The organism is Peribacillus simplex, from assembly GCF_030123325.1.
Classification (GTDB): Bacteria; Bacillota; Bacilli; order Bacillales; family DSM-1321; genus Peribacillus; species Peribacillus simplex_D.
Window position 1 is genome coordinate 179,840 of the sequence record NZ_CP126106.1, and the last position, 24,459, is coordinate 204,298.

General features: G+C 40.3%; 19 protein-coding genes. 17 read left to right on the forward strand and 2 right to left on the reverse strand.

Annotated features, from left to right (window positions below):
* Nucleotides 1-2: 2 nt before the first annotated feature.
* Nucleotides 3-347: an ATP-binding protein gene (locus QNH43_RS27680; RefSeq protein WP_434060178.1), complete on the reverse strand. Its 345-nt coding sequence runs from the start codon at nucleotides 345-347 to the stop codon at nucleotides 3-5.
* A 179-nt stretch (nucleotides 348-526) separates the two neighbouring features.
* Nucleotides 527-1,987: an AcpB/EbpR/MafR family transcriptional regulator gene (locus QNH43_RS01040; RefSeq protein ID WP_283916503.1), complete on the reverse strand. Its 1,461-nt coding sequence runs from the start codon at nucleotides 1,985-1,987 to the stop codon at nucleotides 527-529.
* 980 nt (nucleotides 1,988-2,967) lie between these two features.
* Between QNH43_RS01040 and QNH43_RS01045 the strand changes: the two genes are divergently transcribed.
* The 17 genes from QNH43_RS01045 to QNH43_RS01125 all read left to right on the forward strand — a co-directional run bounded on the left by QNH43_RS01045 (nucleotide 2,968) and on the right by QNH43_RS01125 (nucleotide 24,383).
* On the forward strand, nucleotides 2,968-3,309 hold the full coding sequence (locus QNH43_RS01045; RefSeq protein WP_283916504.1) for an LPXTG cell wall anchor domain-containing protein: 342 nt from the start codon (nucleotides 2,968-2,970) through the stop codon (nucleotides 3,307-3,309).
* 20 nt (nucleotides 3,310-3,329) lie between these two features.
* Nucleotides 3,330-4,100, forward strand: coding sequence for a WxL domain-containing protein (locus QNH43_RS01050; protein WP_283916505.1), 771 nt, complete (start codon nucleotides 3,330-3,332; stop codon nucleotides 4,098-4,100).
* 23 nt (nucleotides 4,101-4,123) lie between these two features.
* Nucleotides 4,124-4,858, forward strand: coding sequence for a WxL domain-containing protein (locus QNH43_RS01055; protein ID WP_283916506.1), 735 nt, complete (start codon nucleotides 4,124-4,126; stop codon nucleotides 4,856-4,858).
* Nucleotides 4,859-5,025: 167 nt separating this feature from the next.
* Complete coding sequence (locus QNH43_RS01060) at nucleotides 5,026-8,241, forward strand: pectate lyase-like adhesive domain-containing protein (protein WP_283916507.1); 3,216 nt, start codon at nucleotides 5,026-5,028, stop codon at nucleotides 8,239-8,241.
* Nucleotides 8,242-8,413: 172 nt separating this feature from the next.
* Nucleotides 8,414-9,469 carry a WxLIP family cell surface protein gene (locus QNH43_RS01065; protein WP_283916508.1) on the forward strand — a complete coding sequence of 352 codons (1,056 nt, stop codon included), beginning with the start codon at nucleotides 8,414-8,416 and terminating at the stop codon, nucleotides 9,467-9,469.
* A 5-nt stretch (nucleotides 9,470-9,474) separates the two neighbouring features.
* Nucleotides 9,475-10,338 (forward strand): class A sortase, encoded by an 864-nt coding sequence (locus tag QNH43_RS01070; protein WP_283916509.1) that lies wholly within the window; start codon nucleotides 9,475-9,477, stop codon nucleotides 10,336-10,338.
* 168 nt (nucleotides 10,339-10,506) lie between these two features.
* Nucleotides 10,507-10,947: a hypothetical protein gene (locus QNH43_RS01075; RefSeq protein WP_283916510.1), complete on the forward strand. Its 441-nt coding sequence runs from the start codon at nucleotides 10,507-10,509 to the stop codon at nucleotides 10,945-10,947.
* A 300-nt stretch (nucleotides 10,948-11,247) separates the two neighbouring features.
* Nucleotides 11,248-11,448 carry a cold-shock protein gene (locus QNH43_RS01080; protein ID WP_034304915.1) on the forward strand — a complete coding sequence of 67 codons (201 nt, stop codon included), beginning with the start codon at nucleotides 11,248-11,250 and terminating at the stop codon, nucleotides 11,446-11,448.
* Nucleotides 11,449-11,983: 535 nt separating this feature from the next.
* Nucleotides 11,984-12,355 (forward strand): ArsR/SmtB family transcription factor, encoded by a 372-nt coding sequence (locus QNH43_RS01085; protein ID WP_283916511.1) that lies wholly within the window; start codon nucleotides 11,984-11,986, stop codon nucleotides 12,353-12,355.
* Nucleotides 12,348-14,471, forward strand: a complete 2,124-nt coding sequence (locus tag QNH43_RS01090; RefSeq protein WP_283916512.1) for a heavy metal translocating P-type ATPase — start codon at nucleotides 12,348-12,350, stop codon at nucleotides 14,469-14,471. Before QNH43_RS01085 ends, QNH43_RS01090 begins: the two co-directional genes overlap by 8 nt.
* Before the next feature lie 274 nt (nucleotides 14,472-14,745).
* Complete coding sequence (hflX, locus tag QNH43_RS01095) at nucleotides 14,746-16,011, forward strand: GTPase HflX (protein ID WP_283916513.1); 1,266 nt, start codon at nucleotides 14,746-14,748, stop codon at nucleotides 16,009-16,011.
* A gap of 706 nt (nucleotides 16,012-16,717) precedes the next feature.
* Nucleotides 16,718-18,076: an NAD(P)-dependent oxidoreductase gene (locus QNH43_RS01100; protein ID WP_434060179.1), complete on the forward strand. Its 1,359-nt coding sequence runs from the start codon at nucleotides 16,718-16,720 to the stop codon at nucleotides 18,074-18,076.
* 26 nt (nucleotides 18,077-18,102) lie between these two features.
* Entirely contained in the window at nucleotides 18,103-19,389 is a 1,287-nt protein-coding gene (gene preA, locus QNH43_RS01105; RefSeq protein WP_283916515.1) for an NAD-dependent dihydropyrimidine dehydrogenase subunit PreA, read from the forward strand.
* Between the two features lie 14 nt (nucleotides 19,390-19,403).
* Complete coding sequence (gene hydA, locus QNH43_RS01110) at nucleotides 19,404-20,822, forward strand: dihydropyrimidinase (RefSeq protein ID WP_283916516.1); 1,419 nt, start codon at nucleotides 19,404-19,406, stop codon at nucleotides 20,820-20,822.
* Nucleotides 20,823-20,864: 42 nt separating this feature from the next.
* A complete protein-coding gene (locus QNH43_RS01115) occupies nucleotides 20,865-22,349 on the forward strand; it encodes an NCS1 family transporter (RefSeq protein ID WP_283916517.1) in 1,485 nt (494 codons plus the stop codon).
* Between the two features lie 17 nt (nucleotides 22,350-22,366).
* Nucleotides 22,367-22,582, forward strand: a complete 216-nt coding sequence (locus tag QNH43_RS01120; RefSeq protein WP_063236190.1) for a hypothetical protein — start codon at nucleotides 22,367-22,369, stop codon at nucleotides 22,580-22,582.
* A 166-nt stretch (nucleotides 22,583-22,748) separates the two neighbouring features.
* Complete coding sequence (locus tag QNH43_RS01125) at nucleotides 22,749-24,383, forward strand: PucR family transcriptional regulator (protein ID WP_283916518.1); 1,635 nt, start codon at nucleotides 22,749-22,751, stop codon at nucleotides 24,381-24,383.
* The last annotated feature ends 76 nt before the right edge of the window (nucleotides 24,384-24,459 follow it).

Sequence of the window (24,459 nt, forward strand, 5' to 3'; positions counted from 1 at the left end):
CTTTAACTAAACCAATAGATTTTAAAAACAGCTGCCATTGCAGCTGTTTTTATCGAATCGCGAATTTCTTCATGAAATAGGAAGCAGGTTGCTAAAAGTCTTTCCCTTTGCGAGTTCACGGATATAGTCCCATCATGCATATCAATGATCTTTTTCACGATGGATAGACTAATTAAGCACGCCCATGCCAGGTCAGCTTTATAAAATAGCTCGAATATGTGAAATTGGTCTTTCTCGGAAGTGCCAATTCCATTATTGGAAATCTTTATGGATGCTGAATCATCAATCTGTTGTGAATCAATCGTGATTTTCCTCTGATGGCGGGTGAATGTAATACTATTGTGTATGAAAAGTTGTCCATACTGATATTAATGGAGTTAATTGCAATTGAAGGACATAGTCTTCCAAGGCAAGAACAGTGTTTCAGTGTAGATTACGAGTTTCTTTCTCTGTACTCCTGATTATGCCGGTGCATGATTGTACGGATTTCCTCTCTTTAAATACAAAAGCTTGAAAAAACCGATAGTTATGGTGATTTATTCAAGCGCATTCTCTCAATACAGTCTCTAAGTCTCTCAAAATCAATTCTTTTTGGAACGGAACTCCACACAAATACTTTTGCATCATATTTTTCAATAGACATATATAAGCGATCAGTGATTATTAAATCAGGATGTTCACCTTCGTTACAGAGTTGAATATGACTGGATATCCTTTTTATTTGATTAATGATATATTCGCTTGGATTTCCTTCCAGGATTGAAAAGATTTTAATCTTGATTGGATTGTTGTCCACTTTAAAATTAATTGTCCGCTTCAGTAATCCATTATACCTGCCCAATAATCTCTCCCGATGTTTCAATATTCTCGAAAGCGCCTTTTTCTTGGCAAGTTGATCATAGAAACGATTCATTAATTCCACTTGATTAGGGGAATCCTGTTCAAAAGCTATCTTATATGGATCCTCTTTAAATAGAAAGGTAGGCCCATCAAAAATCTGAGTATAGTAATGAAGGTATAATAGATTGGCAAACAAGGCACCATACTCTTCCGCGTCAATTTCCATCGAAAAGAATTCCATGAAAGTTTCCAACCAGTGTATGGTCGTTTGTACAAAAAGATTTTGGTTATGATGCTGGGCAAAATTCATGATTAAACTGATTTGGGGATTTTTTTTATCATAAAATTCAAAACAACTAATTACAGTAAAGGAAAACATCATTTCTAAAGTGATTTGCTCTTCCGTTAAAGTTGTTAACTCTTTAAATAGAGGTTCTGCCAATCTTGAAAATGATTTAAATAAATGATGATGTTTCGTGAATGATTCATAGGTGGGATCTTCTTCAATGATAAACCCCAACTTAGCTCTAGTAATGGATATGGCCAGCCAATACAACACATGCTCAGGGATGTTTTCCCTGTCTCCTTTTAGCATCCCAAGGATTTGCTCTCTGTTGACAGAGGAGAATGGCCAAACCTCGCCCCAGCATGAATTCCAATAAAACAAGTAGAAGAAATATCGAAATTGCTTTTCCGTACCATTGAAAGTCGCCATATGCTGTGTTGTATACTGTAATTTGAACTGATCTAAAAGCGGTTTAATTTTATTGATTCGTCTGTACATGGATGCATAGCTTGTATAATTCTTTTTTGAGAAGGCATGTATGTCACCAAACTTGTTATAGAATATCTGATCACACGCCTTATACGTTAAAGAATGTTCTAAATACCGCCTCTCGACCGATTTGATTGAGAAATTATCCTCTGTCTTTAAATAAAAGTTTTTATGCTCAAGTTCAATGATTTCTGCTTCTGGTCCAATTTCTTTCAAGTCATGTTTTAGTTCGTCAATAAATTTTAGGATTGTCCTATCCGATGCATTTAAGCTTTTTGCGATATCAGAAATGGAACAAAATTGATTTATTGAATGCAAGTAGATTAAAATCCGTACTTTTTGATAAACTGAACGATCTAAAAATTTATACATCCAATCACTTCCCCTCACTCTAAAACGTTATAAAAACTCCAATCACCTTTTGTAATTCTTATTACCCAATCCTTTTATACTAGAAACATCATCTTCTACAATGGCAAAATTATATAATTTTATCAATGAAACTACCTTCCATTCTTTTCATTCTTTTCATTCTTTTCATTTCTTGCCACAAAAATGGAAACATCCCACTTTTTAATGACATTAAAACCATATAAAAAGCAATGAACCCTTATCTAATTTATAAGTTTTTTTAATGTTTTTCGAAAATACGAAATGAGATTATGGTACATGGTGCAATACTTGAACTTGCATATTTAGGGAATCAGTCCTCCAGATCAAAGATCATGTACTGCACAATCATGCCTTTTAATCGGTTCCAATGGCTAATAGAGAAATAAAGTGCCGTACCTGATTAATGGTATCGGGATAAAAATGGTGAGTATCGTAATGTGATGGCTTAAAAAGTGAATATTGTGCTGTAGGAAGAACGGAGCATGAACTTGAAAGGTACTCCGCCCATGGTAAGCGGTATCTTTTTTACTTGCTTGACACAGAGTTCATATATGTACTTAACAATAACCAAATTTGAAAAAATCCGATTATTCATTCGAATATTAACGAGTGAATAGTTGGCATTTTTCGAAAAATGCTTAATTAAGGTACTAAATATGAACACTTCATTCTCTTGTATATCGCGATGAACTGTAATTATTATGGGTTGTAGAAACCCTGCGGCATCATGAAAAATTTCTATAGGATTAGAGGTGAAAAATAATGGGAAGCCAAACAAACGGAAAGAAGGTAGAACCAGGACTTATTCTTAACAAGGGTCGGTAGTGGATTTTAATAACCGGCAAATCTCAGGTTTTTCCGCGATAGTCTTTTAGGACCATCTTATTTTTCAATCTAAATGGCATCATTTTTATGGCAATGTAAGAAAGCCCACCAAATGATTGAAGGAGGGTGGAATGGTGAAAAAATCAATTATATATATAAGCATATTAATAGTTTTACTTGGAACAAATTTATCAAATGTACATGCCGAATCAAGCAGTTCATATGGTTCTGACTCAAATGTAGGGTTTTATGGAGAATATATTCATAAAAAAGATTCTGACAGTAATAAATCCCCCGAATCAGGTGTATCTGGAAATGAATCAAATGAAAATGGGGCATCAAATGATGCAGGGCTTGAAAAATTACCCCAAACGGGTGATCAATCGAGCACTCAAAATATGTTTTTGGGAGCTCTAGTAATTTTGTTAGCTTTCTTTCTTTTACAAAGAAAGTCATTAAGAGTCATAGATAAATAAAAGTCATGGAGGGAAATACATTGAAAAAACGGTTAAAAGTACTTACAGGCTCGGCTTTAGCAACATCACTAATTTTAGGCGGTTCAATTTCGGCATTTGCGGCAGATGGAGGGGAGTATAATTCCTCTAGTACAGTGAAGTTCAAACCGTATACAGGAATCACGAAGCCGGTTGACCCGAATGATCCAGATAAAGAGGTGAAACCTGAAAATCCGGATGGTACAGATCCAAATCCAGGAACGAATGGTCCATTAAGTATCGACTTCGCTTCAAGTTTAGACTTTGGCGAAAATGAAATTTCAAACGTGGATCAAGTATATTATGCAGCGCCCCAGAAAGTTAACGTCACAGATGATCTAGGTGCAGTCACTCAAGAAAATAGAGCCAATTATGTTCAGATTTCGGATAATCGCGGGAGCAATGCAGGCTGGACTTTAAAAGTGAAACAGGAAGGCCAATTTGAAAACGATGCTACACTGAACCCTGTTCTGACAGGAGCTGAAATAAAATTCACTGATGGTGTGCCAGTAACAAATATGGAAAATGTAACTGCGCCTACCGTTTCCGATATGACCTTAGATCCCTCAGGAGCCGAATCATTAGTGATGACAGCGGCTGAGAATACTGGTGCAGGAAAATGGCTTGATGTTTTTGGGACAGTGGAAAATGTGGACGGTGAGGCTAAAAATACTGCGATTACATTATCCGTACCTGGGAGCACTCCAAAGGATGCAGTCGAATACAGTACAAAACTAACATGGGTTTTAACGGATTCACCGGCAAATAACTAAACTAATAAAAGGGGGAGTTCACTATGAAAATTGCAAAATATCTTGTTGCTTCAACGTTATTGGTCACAGGTTTCGGAATCGCAGGACAAGGAGCCTCAGCAGAAGGCGGAGAATATGAATCTGGCGGTACCATTACATTTGCGCCATATACAGGTATCACACCTCCAGTTGACCCAGAAAATCCAGGTGAAGAGGCTAACCCGGAACCTACCCCAAATCCAGGGACAAGTGGTCCATTAAGCATTGATTTCGCTTCATCATTTGATTTTGGCACTCAGGAAATCACAACACAAGACATGGTTTATAATTCTGCTGCACAAAAAGTCAATATTACGGATGATCAAGGAGGGACCACGCAGGAGTTAAGGCCTAATTATGTACAAGTCAGTGATAATAGAGGTACTGAAACAGGCTGGACACTACAAGTACGACAAGATGCACAGTTCGAAACCACTGATAATGATGTATTGGATGGTGCAGCCATAAAAATCTTGAATAATAATGTAAACACATCTTCGACTTCTCCAGTACCAAGTACAGTCCCTGCTGAAATCGACTTAGTACCAGGGACACCATCAATAGTGGTGGCAGCAAAAGATGCTGAAGGTGCCGGTACTTACGTTTCTCGTTTTGGTAAAGCAGATGATGGCAACATGGATAAAAGTGTTCAATTATCAGTTCCAGGCAGTACGACAAAATATGCAAAAGAGTATAATACGACACTTACCTGGATTCTGACTGACACACCGGCAAATTAAAGTGACCGTGGTGCATTCATAGAGAAGATGATACATCGTATGAATTAAATACGGTGTATCACTATTTTATGACTTGTAGAATATTTCACTAGATTAAACTGGAATATTATTGAGCGGAAGATCATGAACAACACTTTTTCAATGGGAATAGAGGTGGAAACATAGGTATGAGAAAAGGACGTCTAACATATAAACGGAGATCCAGAAGGGCTTTAAAGGATTATTCATATATAGGGATATGGGGCATCATATTGGTTATTATGCTGCAGCAAATGAATATAAATGGTTTTTTCAATCTTGAATCCGCAGCCGCCGCAGCTACTGTAAGGCTATCATCGGAACAAAGTACTGTAAGTCTAGGTGATCAAATAAGGCTAGAGGTGAACTCGACCATAGAAGAAGCTGGAATTATTTCAGTAAAGGTTCCTGAAGGGTTGGCATATGACCAAGATGCTACAAGGCAATCATTACAAAATAATGGTAGTCCACCTATGGTGGATTATGAATCTGCTAAAAAAGAAATCACTATAGCGTATAGTGAACAACAAATAGGTGAAAATGAAGTTCATTTATTCTTTCAGGCCCAAAATGCCGGAAACTTTGTGGTAGTTGCGACATCTGATGGGAAGCAATCAAATGAGATCAGCATAGATATAGAGGCCATGGAAAAGGATGTACCAGATATAGAGGGGGGAACGATAAAAGAAGATGAGGCAAAGGCTGATGATCAAGAAATAAAGGAAGAGCCTGAAGAATCCAGTCAAGTTGTTGGAGAAAAGGAAGAACCTGAAGAATCCAGCCAAGTCGAGGAAGAAAAGGAAGAGCCTGAAGAGCCCAGTCAAGTTGTGGGAGAAAACGAAAAAACGGATGGTGAAAATGTAGATGCCGATCAAGAGGATGCATCAATTGATCAGAGTGATCAAGAGAAGGAACAGGATAATGAAGCTATAGCTAAAGAGGAAGAAGATCTTCCAGAAGTGGATCCTTCCAATAGTGTTGAAGGCAATATCATGGCTGCTGCTTTATCCGCTGACGAAAAAGACGTTGATAGTTGGGATACTTTTGTAGCTGCGGTGAAAAACACTTCCATATCTAAAATAAATTTAACTAAAGATATTGAAAATCCAAGTGCTCTTGGAGATACTCAAGGATTATCGACTTACCAGGTAACCAGAGACTTGGAGATTAACGGAAATGGACATAGGCTTTCCTTTAGAGACTCATCCATTTATTTAGGGAATCCAACCAATGGTATGGGTAACTTCCATATGCACGATATCGTATTGGCACAATCCTATTTAAGTGGACATTCAGAAGATATAGTCGGCTCAAGGCTTTATGACTCATACACAGGAAAATGGAAATACCGATTTGGAAATATTACTACAGAGCCCTCCGTACAAAGACTAGCTAGGGCTAAATATGCCGAAGTAACGGTTTATGGAGAAATGAATATTGATACACGCGCCGAAAATTTCTATCTGGGCAGCTTCAAAATGGAAAATGGCACGAAGTACATCGGGAATGTAAATTTTTATAATTTTTCGACATTTTATTACGAGTCCGCTGCAAGATCAGGGGATACTGGGGAATCCAGGGAATTTACAATCGGTGATGAAAGTATTGTTCGGCTAACTCAGTCTCAAAAATTAGGGACAACCTATCCCGCAGTCTATCTGTATTACAAAGATATCACGGTAGGGGAAAACGCTAAGCTAGATATCAACATGCCCGGAAATGCTGTTAGATTCAATTATGGAGATGGTTCATTTACTGTAAAAGGCGGTGCTTACGTTAATTTAACAAGCAAGCAAACTTCTGGATCTGTTGTTGAATATTATTCAAGCAATAATTCTTTCCATGTTGCTCCAGATGCAGAATTATATGTTATTGGGAATAGTAAAGATCCATTAATTAATTTAGGACCTCTTACCAGCCATAGGGGAAATAGCTTCACATTGGATAATCCGAAACAATATGATTTGCGGAATATAGGAAATAATACCGCGGTTGGTTTGGGAGCAAATACCTCTGCAACAGGATATGCGAATACTTTTGAAATCAATGAATCCGATATCGATTTATGGAAAACTGGCAGTAACGTTTTGGGGCCATCCGACTTCTCATATGCGGCAGTCGAAAACTTTACTGCTACCGGCCGTCATTCTACTACTGCCGGCCGTCAAACGGTAGTCTCCTCTGAACCGGCATTACAATCCGGGTTCAATACAACGTACTATAGGCGAATTGCGGGAATGAATACAAAACCTATATTAGAGTTTGAACCAGTGACAGATGCTGATTTAACCATTAAGGCAAGGGTGAAAATCGGGGAAACACCTGATAATGATGGCCTGGATGAGAACGGTGCCGTTCATTATATGGATGTATATGCTTCCGAGAATCAGGCCAGTGTTGATATCACTGATACACATGGTATAGTTCATCGGGATTTAAAAACGGATGCAAATGGCTATGTGCAGTATATGGATTCGATTTTTAATGTCGGCGGCCAAAAGATGTCTGGAGTATCAACAAGAGGGCCTTGGGTACAAGTTGGACAATCCGAAACGACAGTATTTGATGTAACCCCCCCAACACCGGCAGAGGTATCACTTCTAGAGATTGAAGAAGGAACATATCAGATAACTGGAACTGCTGATGAGGTGGGAGCAACTGTCCTTGTTGAAGTGGATGGGGATTCGTTAAAGGATGCTGAAGGGAATCTAATTAAAACGGCAGTAGCGGAAAATGGAACATGGACCATTGATTTACCAACACCATTGGCCGTAGGCCAAACTGTACAAATATTACTGAATGATAATACCGGTGAAATTACAGGGTTATCCGATGTTCCAATAACGAACAATATTATGGGGAATGTAAACCCGACTGTATCCATTGAATACCATGATGCCATTTTTAAAGCAGGTCCATTATTTACAGTGGCGGAATACTCAGGAAGTTTAACATTGCTTGCCCCTGACTCTTTATCATTTGGTAGTGATGTTCAAATATCTCCACAATCTAAACGGTATCAAATTGAATCGATGAATCAGAAACTTGGTGTACAGGATGATCGGAAACATAAATCCACTTGGAAGCTGAAAGCAGCCTTAGTGGATGAACTTTACAACTCTGCTTATGATAGTACGTTAACTCTGGTTTATTCAAATAATGGTAGTGACACAGTTCTTTCAAATACAGGATCGCTAATTTATGAACATCTTAGTACCGATGATGAACCACTATTTATAAATGACTTATGGTACGGAGACACAAAAAATGGCTTGTTTGTCGAGGCGAAGGCTGGAGAAGCTAGGGTCGGGGAATATGAGGCAAAGATTAAATGGTCATTGGAAGATACTCCAGCAAATGAGTGAAAATGGATGAAGATAGTCAAAGAACCTTATCAAATTAACCTTAATAGATCTTGATATTTTAATAATACTGCTAACAGGTGCCCCTGCAAATGGTATAACAAGTTGGTGTTTGTATAATAAATGAAGATGATACATTGTAAAGTAAGCCGCATCAACTTGGAGGTGCTGTCATATGAAAAAGAAATCCATTTTCATTTTATTACTAGTAAGTTGCCTATCTATCATTTTCACTTTTACTATCCTTAAGGCTTCGGCTGCGGAATTCAATTTTGCCGTGGAGACAGTCATCCCAAAAAATCAAGTGGATAAAAAAAAGACATATTTTGATTTGATGATGAAGCCAGGACAAAAACAAGTGCTGGAAATCAACTTGCGTAATGATACAGAGAATGATGTTAAAATAAATCCTCTTATCCATAGTGCAACGACAAACCTTAATGGTGTAGTTGAATATGGAGAGAATGATATAGAATCGGATTCGACTTTGCTGTACAAGATGGAAGACATAGTGAAGACGGAAGAGGAAATTATCATTCCAGCTAAAGGAAACTACAAATTAAAAATGGATGTAGTGATGCCAAAAGAAGATTTTGATGGTGTATTAGCTGGTGGCATAATCCTTCAGGAGAAAACTGAAGGTACCGGTGATAAAGAGAACGGGAATAATAAAGGTTTGTCCATTGAAAACGAGTTTGCCTATGTCGTCGCCATTTTATTAAGGGAAAATGAAAATGAAATCAAACCGGAAATTCAATTGAATGATGTGTTCCCAGATCAAATAAATGCAAGAAACGTAATCAATGCTAATATCCAAAATATCATGCCCATGTATATGAATCAAATGACCGTGAAAGCGAAAGTGACCAAAAAGGGAGATAGCCAAGTCTTGTACGAGTCTAATAAAGAGGGCATGCAGATGGCCCCAAACTCTAATTTTGATTATCCGATCTCACTGCATGGTGAAAGGCTTCAGGCCGGTGAATATACATTGGAAATGACCGCTGCCTCCATGGGAGAAGAATGGCATTGGAAACGTAATTTTAAGATTGATGGGGGTCTAGCAAAGAAGCTTAATGATAGTGATGTGACCATTCAAAAGGATTATACGTGGCTTTATGTAATAATAGGGAGCATCGTCATATTATTAGCCTTAATATTATGTGTTATTTTTATGCGAAGAAAGAAAAAAGAGAATGATGAGAATAAAGAACAAATAGTAGAAGAATAGATCGAATGATGTTATATGATTCCATATTTGAGATGCTAAAAAAAAAGAAAGTTATAATATGTGATGTTTTAACAATCATTTCATTCTTTTTTCTTTTATTAATAGGATTTTTGTTGGTTCTTTCACCTTGGGTACAAGAAGCGATGATCAAAAAGGAAATCACAAAGTACAATATAGTTAGTTTTTCTGAAGAGGAAATCCAAGATAATATTGATCATAAAAAGCCTTTTCCTGAGAATGCGAGTATAGAAGCTCCTGATTTTCTAAAGGTATTAGCGAATATTTCTTCAGTGAAACGAGAAGACGTGATAGGTGCAATAGTAATTGAGGGTGAAACCGTATCTTTACCGATCTTACATGGTACGAATACACAAAATTTACTTGTAGGTGCCACGACAGTTAAAAACGGTCAAGTAATGGGTAAAGGAAATTATGTGCTGGCTGGGCATCATATGAGAGATGACCGCCTGTTGTTTGGGCCTTTATTAAAGATTGAAAAAGGCGCATATATCCATATATCGGATAAACGGAAAATATTCACCTATAAAGTGAAAGAAAAGAAGATTGTCCATGAGACGGACGTTAGTGTTCTTGCAGATACACGAAGTCCTGAACTTACTCTGATCACTTGTGATGTTACGGGGATCGATACGGACAAACGTGTCATCGTTAAAGCGGAATTAGTAGATACGAATGATAATTCCAATCAGGCTGAATTCGAGGGAAAGTATGGATACGGAATGGGTACAGAGCCGACTTTGCATTCAAATGTCACTTATTTCCTTTGGGTTTTATTAGTGGTAGGCTTACCGTGTGTTCTGATGTTCATCATGTTAATCATAAAGAGACGAAAAGATGAGGTGAGATAGTGATATCTCGCCTTTTTCCTTTGTTCACAAATAATCTTCAAGCTAGCATATTTAAATTTCACTTTTCAATATGAATATAATAATAAATGCCTATATAAGCTAAATACTTACCGCTTTTAACCGATTAAATATGGAGATACAAAAAACAGTATAAGTTTGGTGGAAAAAATGATTATTTTGAATGAGTCCATTGTGTCGCCAATTCTTCTAAAGGTGTTGGAGGAACAGCAAATTCCAGTGCTGGAACAGGGGCAATGGGGAGACACATTAACATCAGAAAAGCTAAACATTCAAAAGGATACTGAATTTTTCAAGTCCATGGAAATGGACAAAAGAATTCTTACAAACTCTGAAAATGGCATAACATTGTTAGGTCATTTCCAACCGAATAGTAATGAATACATATGGTCAAAGCTATTGAAGGATAAGAATCAGGTGCGAAATTTGACGAAATTTTTATATCCTGATTTCTATTTCCAAGATATCGATTTATCCATAATAAGTGACCTGGATAAAAATCAAATACCGTTTCTTTTTAGAAGAAATGGTAGAAAAGTTCATTACCGAAAAATAAATAATCGATGTGAACATTTACAAAAATCTCTTTAACTTTGTTTACGGGAGGTTTTTGTTTGGATGGATGCGTGTGGGAGGTCATGAATCCATTACCTGAAATAGATAGAGCTCATTGGTTAATGCTTGGTTTTAAATGAATTTAGAGAGTATTAAAAATTGCTGGAAAAAAGTTTCCCCAAACTATTTGCAATCGCTACCATTTAATGTTATGCTTAGTCTTAATTATTTTTGTTCGGTACTAAGGATACTAAAAGTACTACTTTTCGTTTTCGATGATGACTTAGAGCAAGGATAGTAATACATTGTGCTTAGATGCACTAGGAGGCAACAACAATGGAACAAGGTAAAGTAAAATGGTTTAACGCAGAAAAAGGTTTTGGATTCATCGAACGCGAAAACGGAGACGACGTATTCGTACATTTCTCAGCTATCCAAAGCGAAGGTTTCAAATCTTTAGACGAAGGTCAAGAAGTTACTTTTGAAGTAGAACAAGGTCAACGCGGACCTCAAGCTTCTAACGTTCAAAAAGCATAATTTCAATAACAAAAAAAGACGGATCCTAATTATAGGGTCCGTCTTTTTTTGTTATGTGAAAATACATAACAAAAAACCCTGCCCAACGATGGGCAGGGTAAATGGTACAAGTAAAGTAAAACGCTTAAAAAGGTTTGCCTAAGTATATCACAGTTTTTCTAAAAAATACTAAATTAAATATATTATACTTATCAAGGCATCGATAGGAAATTACTGAAATCGTTGGATTGAAGGAACGTGAAGGAATTTATGTCCCTTCTTTTTTTTCGCCTGAAGTATGGAAGTTTCGGTTCAGGAGATTCATGGAGTCCCTGGAAAGAGGACAGCCTGCCCTTTGTGTTCAGCAAAATTCCAGGGGAACGACTGCGAAGGGAAACAAAAAACGATGGCCCACATATAAAGACATATAGGCACTTTCACTAAGCCGCTGTGAGGAAGGAGAAAAGATTCTTGTACATTCAAATATAGATTTGAATATTCAGGGAATTGTGTTATATTATAATCAAACGCAGATTTGAATGAGAGGTGTGAGAAGATGGCGGAACTGAAAGATATCTGTGATGTCCACCTGCATGATGAAGTGAAGGTTAATCGCATTCACGAGGAAATGAACCAGGTGAATATATCCAGCATGTCGAAGCTGTTTAAAGTTATCGGAGATGAAAATAGGGCGAAGATAGCTTATGCGCTCTGTAAGGACGAGGAATTGTGTGTGTGCGACCTGGCCCATATCATTGGTGCTTCGATGGCTACAACGTCACATCATCTTCGTACCCTTTATAAACACGCAATCGTAAAATACCGAAAAGAAGGAAAGTTGGCTTTTTATTCTTTGGATGATCACCATATAAAGCAATTAATCCTCATTGCATTAGAACATCAGCAGGAGGTAAGGATCGATGGCTGAGTCCCCATTAAAAATCTATCGTATCCAAGGTCTATCCTGCACGAATTGTGCGGCTAAATTTGAGAACAATGTCCGTGAACTAGAGGGTGTGGAGGATGCTAAAATCAACTTTGGTGCCTCGAAGATTTCTGTACAGGGCAGTGCGACTATCGAAGAGATCGAAAAGGCGGGTGCTTTTGATAACCTGAGAATCCGCGGTGAACAGGAACAGGTAAAGCAAAAGGAACCATTTTGGAAGCAAAAAGAAAATATAAAAGTGGTGTTCTCGGTTATCCTTTTGCTGATCAGCTGGACATTGGATAATCGATATGCTGATGGAAGCATCATGCCGGTGATCGGTTATGCGGCTGCAATCATAGTTGGGGGATATTCATTATTTGTCAATGGATTGAAGAATCTTGTCAGGCTTCGCTTTGATATGCACACCCTTATGACGGTTGCCATCATCGGGGCGGCCGTGCTTGGTGAATGGGGCGAAGGGGCGACTGTCGTCATCCTCTTTGCGATAAGTGAAGCACTGGAAAAATATTCGATGGATAAAGCCCGTAATTCTATAGAATCATTAATGAACATCGCACCTAAAGAAGCCTTGATCCGTAGGGGGCATCACGAAATGATGGTTGCTGTTGATGAGATTGAAGTGGGCGACATCATGATCGTTAAACCGGGTCAAAAGCTTGCCATGGATGGCAGGATCATGAAAGGGGCCTCGACACTTAATCAAGCAGCCATTACTGGGGAATCCGAGCCGGTTTTTAAAACGGTTGAGGGTGAAGTGTTTGCCGGAACCTTAAATGGTGAAGGGTTGCTCGAAGTGGAGGTCACGAAGCGAGTCGAGGATACGACTATTGCAAAAATCATCCACCTTGTTGAAGAAGCACAGGCCGAAAAAGCTCCTTCCCAAGCCTTTGTGGATAAATTCGCAAAATTCTATACGCCGGCCATTATGCTAATTGCCTTGGCCATTGCCGTGTTACCACCGATTGTGATGAACGGGGATTGGAGTGAATGGATTTACCGGGGGTTGGCTGTACTTGTTGTCGGTTGTCCTTGTGCTTTGGTCATTTCTACACCCATTGCCATCGTGACAGCTATCGGAAATGCTGCGAAACATGGTGTGCTGATTAAAGGCGGGGTCCATTTGGAGGAAGCGGGGGCCTTAAAGGCGATTGCGTTTGACAAAACGGGTACTTTAACAAAGGGCGTACCTGAAGTGACTGATTTCACAGTGTTAGCTGATGAGTTGAATGAACAGGACGTGTTGGCTATCGCGGCTGCTTTAGAAAGCAGGTCACAGCACCCCCTTGCCACGGCCATTCTTCAAAAGGCGGAAAACCACGATGCGGACTATCATTCTTTATTGGTAGAGGATTTTACTGCGATCACCGGTAAAGGTATAAAGGGGAAAATCAATCAAACAATCTATTACATTGGTAAACCAAACCTTTTTGAAGAAGAGGCAGGTTTAGTTTTCTCTGATGATGCGCTTAAATTAATCAGCGGCTATCAAAATACAGGGAAAACGGTGATGGTGCTTGGCGATCAAGTGAAGATCCTGGCACTCATCGCGGTGTCTGATGAAATAAGGGAAAGCAGTAAGGAAGCAATTCGGAAACTGCATGCATTGGGCATTGAAAAAACGATCATGCTGACCGGGGATAATATCGGAACAGCTAAAGCTATTGGAGCGGCAGCTGGCGTTCATGAGATCGAGGCGGAGCTATTGCCACAAGATAAATTGACAATCATCAAACGATGGAAACAAAAATATGATCGAGTGGCCATGGTAGGCGATGGTGTCAATGATGCCCCGGCCTTGGCAGCTTCCACGGTAGGAATCGCAATGGGCGGGGCGGGTACAGATACGGCCCTTGAAACAGCCGATATTGCCTTAATGGGTGATGACTTATCGAAGCTGCCTTATACAATCCGCTTAAGCCGCAAAACATTAAAAATCATTAAGCAGAATATCACGTTTTCATTGGTGATTAAAATCCTGGCCTTATTATTGATAGCGCCGGGCTGGTTAACACTTTGGATGGCGATTTTTGCCGACATGGGTGCGACGTTATTGGTTACATTGAATAGTCTTAGGTTATTGAGGATAAAAGAATAGAATATTATGGGCTCCCTGGTGCATCTTAAGGTGCATCAGGGAGCTCTTATTTATGAGTTTTCCAATTGTTTCATGTGAAACTTTGAAAAAAGTGATCGGTCCCGTTATTTTTTGTTGAATTTTCTTTTATAGTAAAGGGAAATCCGATAAACTTGGGCAGCAATCGTAATGCATATAATGTCTGGTATGCTACAATGTGGCTGGCTTTTAGGCAGTATGATAGGTTTGTTTAAGCATAATATAGGGAGTAAGGTATGTACGGAAGGGATTTGAAATGATGGAATTACAGCAGAGGGCAATCTTGGTTGGAGTTAATCTCAACGGTCAAAAGGATTTTGAGTATTCCATGGAGGAATTGGCCAATTTAACGGAAGCATGTGAGGTAGAGGTTGCAGGGACCATCACACAAAATTTGCATCGGGTGAACTCATCACATTTTATCGGCACCGGGAAGATCGAGGAAGTAAAAAATCTCTTTGAGCATAAAGAAGCTAATGTCGTCATTTTTAATGATCAGCTCTCCCCTTCGCAACTTCGTAATCTGGAGAGGGACATGGATTGCAAGGTGATCGACCGGACAATCTTAATTCTGGACATCTTCGCGCATCGGGCGAAAACGAAGGAAGCTCAGCTTCAGGTAGAAGTGGCAAAGCTTCAGTATATGCTCCCGCGTCTCGTTGGTTTGAGGGAGTCATTAGGCCGTCAGAGTGGCGGGGTCGGTACAAACAAAGGTGCAGGTGAAAAGCAGTTGGAGCTTGACCGCAGGAGAATCGAGGAAAATATAAGTGTTTTGAATAAAGAACTGGAAGACCTTGTTGCACACCGGCAAACGCAGAGGAAACAGCGGAAAAAGAATGCCATCCCTGTTGTATCCTTAGTCGGTTATACCAATGCAGGAAAATCTTCGATCATGAATGCTCTGATTGAGATGTTCCACCCAACGACCGAGAAGCAGGTGTTTGAGAAGGATATGCTGTTCGCTACGCTTGAGACATCCGTCCGAAACATCCCGCTGCCGGATAAAAAGGAATTTTTATTGACGGATACAGTGGGGTTTGTGTCTAAATTGCCCCATCATCTCGTGAAAGCATTCCGCTCCACATTGGAAGAAGTGGTAGAAGCGGACCTGTTGATCCATGTTGTCGATTTTTCCAATCCTAATCATGAGCAGCAAATAGAGATAACGGATAAGACTTTAAATGAGATAGGCATTAAAGGGATTCCAACGATTTTTGCTTATAATAAAGCGGACCTTACCGATTTGGATATCCCCCAGGTGAATCGTGGTTCTGTGTATATGTCAGCGAAAAACAAAGTTGGCATCGAGGAATTGATAGATCAAATTCGCAAGCATATTTTTGTCGACTATATTCACTGTGAAATGCTGATTCCATTTAATCAAGGACAGCTGGTTTCTTATTTCAATGAAAATGGTCACATAACGGAAACAGAATATGAAGCAATCGGATATCGAATAAAGCTTGAGTGCAAGAAAACGGATTATGAGAAATATAAACGATACGTTATTCATCCGGAATGAACCTGCCTGTTGATAAAATGTTAACGGTTTGTTGATAAGTGGAAAAGTCGATTCATTAATGTGGATAACTTTTGGTGGAATGCTTCTGTTCTGCAAAAACAAAGAGAATAACGCCATATAATATGTGAATAAGTTGTGGATAAAAGTGAAAAGACCCAGGAAACCAATATTTGAGTTTCCGGTCTTTTTTTTATGTGGACAAAGTGTTGATAATTAGGCCTTCAGAAAAAATCATCCAAGGAATATCAATAAGTAGGATGAAAAGTACGTTTGAATGTAGAAAAATGACGATGTTTATCACTTATTGTTAGGAAATATAACATGATTATTACATATTGCATATCTAGCATCTGGAAATACTTTACACTTTGTATAATGTAACTTACTTTTTAACATTATAAAATAAAGAATACTCAATTCTCTGATTTATCATCAGGATTTGAGTTTTTAAGATTAGTAGGGGGGGCTTTTTGTGTTAGAAGGAAGCAGGGACCGAGGCGTGACCAGTGAGAGAATGATAGAAAATAATAAACAAAACGAGAGAATTTTGGCTGGGAAATCGCCATGACTGCTAGTTGAATACATTGATGAAAACCATGTTGGCAATGCTTTCAATCGTTTAAATATGAGGACAGTGGAAAGAAATCAATTCCTCCCTTTTTATTTTTCAAAAATAAATGTTTGGAAGGAGAAATAGTGGATGAGTATGACGAGCCCGTTAAAAGGTGATCTGGAGATTAACTTTCAGGAAGCGGAGAGGGGTTTATCCCCAAGGGAAGCTTTGGAAGAATCGAATCGATGTTTATACTGCTATGATGCCCCATGCATCCAAGCCTGTCCGACCGGAATAGATATTCCAGGTTTTATTAAGAAGATAGCTTCAGGTAATTTTAAAGGGTCGGCCAAGACGATCATGACAGCCAATCCTGTCGGTGCCAGCTGTGCGCGGGTATGTCCGACTGAAGAGTTATGTGAGGGGGCATGTGTCCTGAACCATTCTACAAAGCCAATCATGATTGGCAATCTCCAGCGTTATTCCACAGATTGGGCCATCCAAAATAAACAAGCCCTATTCAAGGCCGGGAAGAAGAATGGCAAAAAAGTTGCCATTGTAGGAAGCGGTCCGGCGGGTTTGTCTGCAGCAAGGGAGTTAGCCTTGCTTGGCTACAGTGTAACCATTTTCGAAGCTGAAAAGAATCCAGGCGGATTAAATGCTTACGGAATTGTATCGTTCCGTTTACCTCAAAGCATTTCTTATTGGGAAGTTGAACAAGTAAAGAGTTTGGATGTTGATATTAAAACGAATACAAGGGTCGGAGTGGACGTTTCCGCAAATCAGCTGACTGCCGACTATGATGCGGTCATTTTAGCGATCGGCATGTCCGATGTTCCTAAGCTTGGAATTGAAGGGGAGGATTTGGCTGACGTTTATGATGCAATCGATTTCGTGAAAGCGACGAAAACAGGGGCAATCACTGATAAATTCATTGGGAAGAAGATGGCGGTTATTGGGGCTGGAAACACGGCGATCGATGCCGCGACCTGTTCTGTACGCCTGGGCGCCGAACAGGTGAGCATTATTTATCGTCGTACCCAAAAGGAAATGACAGCCTATGATTTTGAATATGAGTTTGCCAAACAAGAAGGTGTCGGGTTTCACTGGCTGACTGCCCCTTCCAGGATACTCTCGGATGAAAGCGGACAAGTTACGGGCATCGAGTGCGTGAAGATGGTGCTTAGCGCGGCGGGGGAAGATGGCCGGCGCCGTCCAGTCCAAATTTCCGGATCAGAGTTCGTCATACCGGTCGATGGGGTCATACGTGCTATAGGCCAATCCAGGTATGTAGGGTTGATTGAACAGTTCGGCATCCAACATGATGATGGTGTCGTAACATTGGAGGGTGATTCCTATAGGACATCGAATGAAAAGATTTTTGCGTGCGGTGACGTGATCTTCGGTAAAGGCCAAGGTGAGGCAATGGTTGTTTCAGCTGCCCAGCAAGGGAAGAAGACAGCCTATGAAATTGACTCGATTTTGATGGGTGAAGCGGTGGATATTGCTTAATAACTATGAAAATTAGGAGGCTTATCATGGCTGATTTATCAATTGATCTTGCAGGTATTAAATCCCCCAATCCTTTTTGGCTTGCTTCTGCACCACCTACTAATTCGGGTTATCAAGTCCAGCGCGCATTTGAAGCTGGCTGGGGTGGAGCTGTTTGGAAGACATTGGGTGAACCCATCCTGAATGTCTCATCACGTTTTGCAGCGGTCGGCTTTAATGGACAGAGAGTTGCCGGGTTCAACAATATAGAATTGATTACGGATCGTCCACTTGAAGTGAATCTGAAAGAAATATATGAAACGAAGAAGAGGTTCCCTGATCATGCAATCATTGCATCGGTGATGGTGGAGCCACAACAGGAAAAGTGGCATGAAATCATCAAGCGAATAGAAGATGTAGGGGTCGATGGTTACGAGTTGAACTTTGGTTGCCCGCATGGTATGGCAGAGCGTGGGATGGGAGCTGCCTCGGGACAGGTTCCCGAGCTTGTGGAAAAGCAAACATACTGGGCGAAGGAAGCTGCATCCAAACCCGTCATCGTCAAGCTTACACCCAATATAACCGACATTACGGTTACGGCTGAAGCGGCGGTGCGCGGCGGTGCGGATGCAATAAGCATGATCAATACGATCAACAGCTTGGCAGGAGTGGACATCCATTCATGGAATACGATTCCCCATGTAGGCGGCAAGGGGGCTCACGGAGGGTATTGCGGTCCCGCCGTGAAGCCGATTGCTTTGAATATGGTGGCTGAGTGTGCAAGGAATAAAATGATCAATGTTCCCATTTCCGGAATAGGCGGCATTTCAAACTGGCAGGATACGGTGGAATTTTTATTGATGGGTTCGACTGGAGTTCAAATTTGTACGGCTGCCATGCATCACGGTTTTAGAATAGTAGAAGACTTGATTGATGGCCTGACCAATTACCTTGATGAAAAAGGGATTTCTTCTGTGATGGATATTGTCGGTAAGTCCGTACCGCGCTATTCCGATTGGGGGAATTTAGATCTTAATTATAAGGTCGTTGCGCGCATTAATAATGATGTGTGCATTAACTGCAATAAATGCCATATTGCGTGTGAAGATACATCTCATCAATGTATAGATATGTTAAAGGACACGTCAGGCAGCTCCTTCTTGAGAGTGCGCGAAGAAGATTGCGTAGGCTGTAATCTTTGCTCGATCGTCTGTCCGGTCGATGGGGCGATCGATATGATCGAATTGACAAATGAATTACCGCCAATGACATGGAATGAGCGCCAATCGTTCCTTGGGGGCATAAGCAGTGAACGTGTTGATTTCGTAAAATGATGGAGGGGTCGAAGATGAAGAAAATCATTAAAAATGGAACGATTGCAACCGCTGCAGATACGTATCAGGCGGATATATTGATTGAAAATGAGAAGATTGCAATGATTGGCAAGGACCTGTCGGCTGAGGGGGCTGAAATCATTGATGCAAAAGGCGCTTATATTTTTCCGGGAGGCATTGATCCGCATACCCATCTCGATATGCCGTTTGGAGGGACAACGACAAAGGATGATTATGAAACGGGGACGATTGCTGCTGCATATGGAGGCACGACAACGATCATCGACTTTTGTCTGACTGAAAAAGGGGTGCCATTAAAGAAAGCAATTGAAACATGGCATGAAAAGGCCAATGAAAAAGCGGCCATAGATTATGGTTTTCATTTGATGATCAGTGAGATTAATGATGATGTATTGGCTGAGCTGCCAAGTATCATCGATAATGAAGGGATTTCTTCCTTTAAAGTGTTCATGGCTTACAAGAATGTCTTTCAAGCTGATGATGCCACATTATACCGCACTTTGCTGCAAGCAAAGGAACTTGGGGCACTTGTCATGGTTCACGCTGAAAATGGTGATGTCATCGATTATCTTACAAAGCAGGCGCTTGCCGAAGGTAACACCGATCCAATTTACCATGCACTGACAAGGCCTCCGGAGCTTGAAGGGGAAGCGACTGGACGGGCAGCTAAACTGACGGAAATGGCAAATGGTCAGCTCTATGTGGTTCATGTCACCTGTGAAGATGCGGTTGAAAAAATCACTGAGGCAAGAAATAAAGGGGTGGATATTTGGGGGGAGACTTGTCCGCAATATTTGGTTCTTGACCAGTCTTATCTTGAAAAGCCCCATTTCGAAGGATCTAAGTATGTATGGTCCCCGCCGTTAAGGGAGAAGAAAAACCAGGAAGTGCTATGGAATGCTTTGAAAACGGGGCAGCTGCAAACGATCGGCTCCGATCAATGCTCTTTTGATTTTAAGGGACAAAAGGAGCTTGGACGTGAAGATTTCACGAAAATACCGAACGGTGGTCCAACGATTGAGGACCGCATGAGCATCCTCTTTTCTGAAGGGGTCATGAAAGAGCGTATTACCTTGAATCAATTCGTCGACATGACCTCTACGCGTGCTGCCAAACTATTTGGATTATTCCCTAAGAAAGGGACGATTGCAGTGGGCTCGGATGCTGATATTGTCATTTTTGACCCGAAAGTTGAAAGGGCCATTTCTGCAGATACTCATCACATGGCTGTAGATTATAATGCGTTTGAAGGTATGGAAATTACAGGTGAACCGGTTTCCGTTTTATCGAGAGGTCAATTCGTCATTAAAGACAAACAATTTGTAGGCGAAGCTGGAAAAGGGCAATTCCTGAAACGGGCAAAATATAAAGCGGCGCTGAAGCCGGATACCGGGAAAAAGCTTCCAGTCTAATTTCGGTAAGGAATGTTGCAAATTAATTTAGGGGGATTATCTATGAGTGAGAAGAAAGAATATTTAAAGTCTCCCGATTTGCTGCCTATACCTCATAGTGAGAAAAATATAAGTGCAGCCGGATTTGGTTTCATTTGGGTGGGCATGGCTGTAGTATTGGCTGCCTTCGCAATCGGTGGGAACGGTGTTCAAAGTTTATCCTTAGGCTGGGTCGTTCTTGCAACGGTCATTGCCTGTGTGGCTCTCGGCTTTTTGATGACAATGACAGGAGATATTGGTGTTGAACATGGAATATCATTCCCGGTCTATATGAGGGCGCCGTTCGGTACGATTGGCACCCACATCCCTTCGGTTGTACGGGGTTTTGTAGCGTCATGCTGGTTCGGCCTCAATACTTACTTCGGAGCCACTGCAATGAACGCTATCTTCACAACCCTTTTTGATTTTGATAATTGGTTTATATGCTTCCTCATTTTTGCCGTTTTACAATTAGTCAACACGGCAATGGGAATAAAGTCGATAGAACGATTCGCCGACTTGGCGGCGCCCGTTATCATTTTAATTTCTGGCTGGATGTATTTCACTCTATCCGATCAGGCAGTGGCCCAAGGAAGAGATGTATGGTCCTGGATTGAAAGTCCGGTCACTGGCGGGGCTGCCGCCACGGCTTTCATGGTAGTCATCATGGCTAATATGGGATTTTGGGGCACGTTGACTGCGGATATGCCCACGCTTTCCCGCTATATAAAGGCACCAAAAAATGAAAAAAATTGGTTCAAGCGCAATAAGGGGCAAATAATTGGGAATATTATCACCTATCCCATCACACAGACGTTCATGGTAATCATCGGAGCGGTTTCTTATATGGCTGTTTCCAATTATGATCCTGTGGTTGCCATACAGGGATCAGCAAGTGGAATTGCTCTCGGCGTCCTTTTAATCATGATCGTATTCGCTCAATGGTCGACGAATACTACGGCCAATGTCATTCCCGCAGCTACCATTTTCTCCAATGTCATGGGTCCTAAAATGCCATTTTGGGCGGGAGTCGTTGTGGCGGGGTTTATTGGGATAGTGGTTCAGCCATGGAGCCTGTTCGGCATCATAATAGAAGTTTTATTAATAATAGGTGGAATCCTGGCATCCATTGTCGGCATCCTTGTAGCGGATTACTATTTCCTCCGTAAACGCAGAGTGAATGTAAAAGAACTCTATGAGAGTGAAGGCCAGTATAAATACTTGAATGGTGTGAATTGGGCAGGAATCATTTCTTGGGTGATTGGAGGAATCGGTGCCACGATTTTTTCAAATTATTCGTTTATTATTGGCTTACTTCTCGGCGGTGCAAGTTATTATATATTAGCTAAATATTGGTGGTTCAAGCAATATGAACAAGCTGAAATCATTGATCCCAGCGATGAGAAATATTTAGGCATTTCCGTAGGCAGGGATTGGAATATCGAAAAGGATCCAAAACTTGAGGAAGAGATGGTTTTTCCGGCTTCAACCGGCAAAGAGAACGTATGAAAAAAGGGGGGAAGGAAATGTCCGAATATCAAGAGTATCGCTTAGAAAGGGAACAAATCGACTTTTTACTTGAAAGAGGATATCGAATCACCCGGGTTTCCGAAAGTTTAAGTGGAGCTTTTCTCGATTTTGAACTGATTGAAGGAACGAAGCAGGAATGGAAGCAATTGAACATCAAAACCCCGGAAGGAAGGAAATACTTCTCTACATTGCTGTTCAAAAAATTGAATTGAAATAGTTATGGAACAGGCCTATTCCTCGCGAATGGGTCCTTTTTCTTGTATCTGTTCGAGTTTTTTGTAGAATTTTGACGTTAGATTTTCTAACAAGTGTCTGGAGATTTAAAGGTTGTCCGTTTATAATAGATTTTAAAGCAGTTTTATAAAAGGATGTGTATGGATGAATACATCGATTACAATCGAGGAAATTCTAACACGCAAGCATTTTAATCTGACGGATATAATTGCGGGTAGCAGTGGGATAAAGCGCCAAGTGAAGTGGGTACACTGCATGGAAGTCACCCAAATCAGCCATTTGTTAAATGGAAATGAACTGATTCTGACTACCGGTTTAGGGTGGAAAGATTGCGATGACACATTTCTATCCTACTTAAGGCAGTTAATTGAATGCGATGCAGCTGGACTCTGTATAGAGATTGGCGCCAACACCATGGCCGTGCCGCAATGTGCGATCGATCTCGCAAATGAACGGCAATTCCCTATCATCCTATTTCATGAAGAAGTCCCTTTCGTAGAAATCACGCAGGATATTCATTCCCTTATCATCAATAAACAATATGAGATGATCTCCAACCTAGAAAACTACTCCCAGCAGTTAAATAAAAATCTCCTCGAAATTGACCATTATGAACCAATTCTAAAATTTCTCCACAGCTATTTAAATGTACAGGTTATTCTTATCTTTAATGAAAATGATATAGCCAGCATTCCAAAAATAAAGAAAAAAATAACCTATCAAATGGTGGCGGACATATACGAAGAGAAGCGGAAATTGGATAAAACCGTTCTTGGACAGCCGATTCAAGTGCTGGGTGAAAATTATGCGGAACTGCTCATTTACAGCAATGACAGAGAGTTGACTGATTTTGATTCACTAATCTTGGATCGAACGGCTACCGCATTGGCACAGCATCTATTAAGGGAGTTATATATAGAAGAAAAGAAAATGTCGGAAGAAAGTAAATGGCTTACAAATTGGATTGAAGGTGAATATAGTGACGAAGCAATCCGGGAGAGGCTTTCCTATATTGATCCGAAAATGCAGTTGGATGGCGGAATTGTTTGCATTTGCAAACAACACCCAAAATATAATAAAAGTTCCACAAAATTAGATGGAACCTATTTTAAGATAATGTTTAGAACAGTTTTTGAACAGTACGGCTTTCAGATATTTTCCATGGAAATACATCAGCATCTTGTTTTTATTTTAGGTGATAATCGTGCATCTGAAGATTGGAAATCAAGGGTTACAAGCGCGGTGGATCGAATCATGAAAATGGATGTAAGCGGGCGTAATCGCATGGGTCTGCTTTCCATTGGGTTTGGAAAGCATGTTCAAAGGTTAAGTGAGATTTATAAAAGTTATGAAACGGCCCGTGAGACTTTGCTGCTTCAGGATACATTACCAGAGGATAACAGGAGCTTCTTTTATCAGGACTTACATATGCATCGCATGATTTCGCTCATAAATAAACATGGTAATCTGGAGGAAACGGTTTACGAATATTTAGGTCCGGTCATTGAATATGACAAGCAAAACAATGGTGAGTTAATGCCTACCCTGAAGACCTATCTTGCTTGTAACGGTTCCAAACAGGAAACATCGAAACAACTATTCATTGTCCGGCAAACGCTATATCATAGGCTTGAAAAATTGGAGAAACTGCTAGGTTCTGATTTTATGCGTTCGGATAAGCGCCTAGGCCTTGAATTCATGATTTTTGCATTGGACTTCTTACAATACAGCAGCAGGCAGATAAGCGGAAAATATGTAGACAAATATATTGGGAGATAAAAAAATAAGTACGGCTGAAGGGTGTCCCGGGGACATCCTTTTTTGAATGCAAGGAAATAATGCTGACATCAAATTT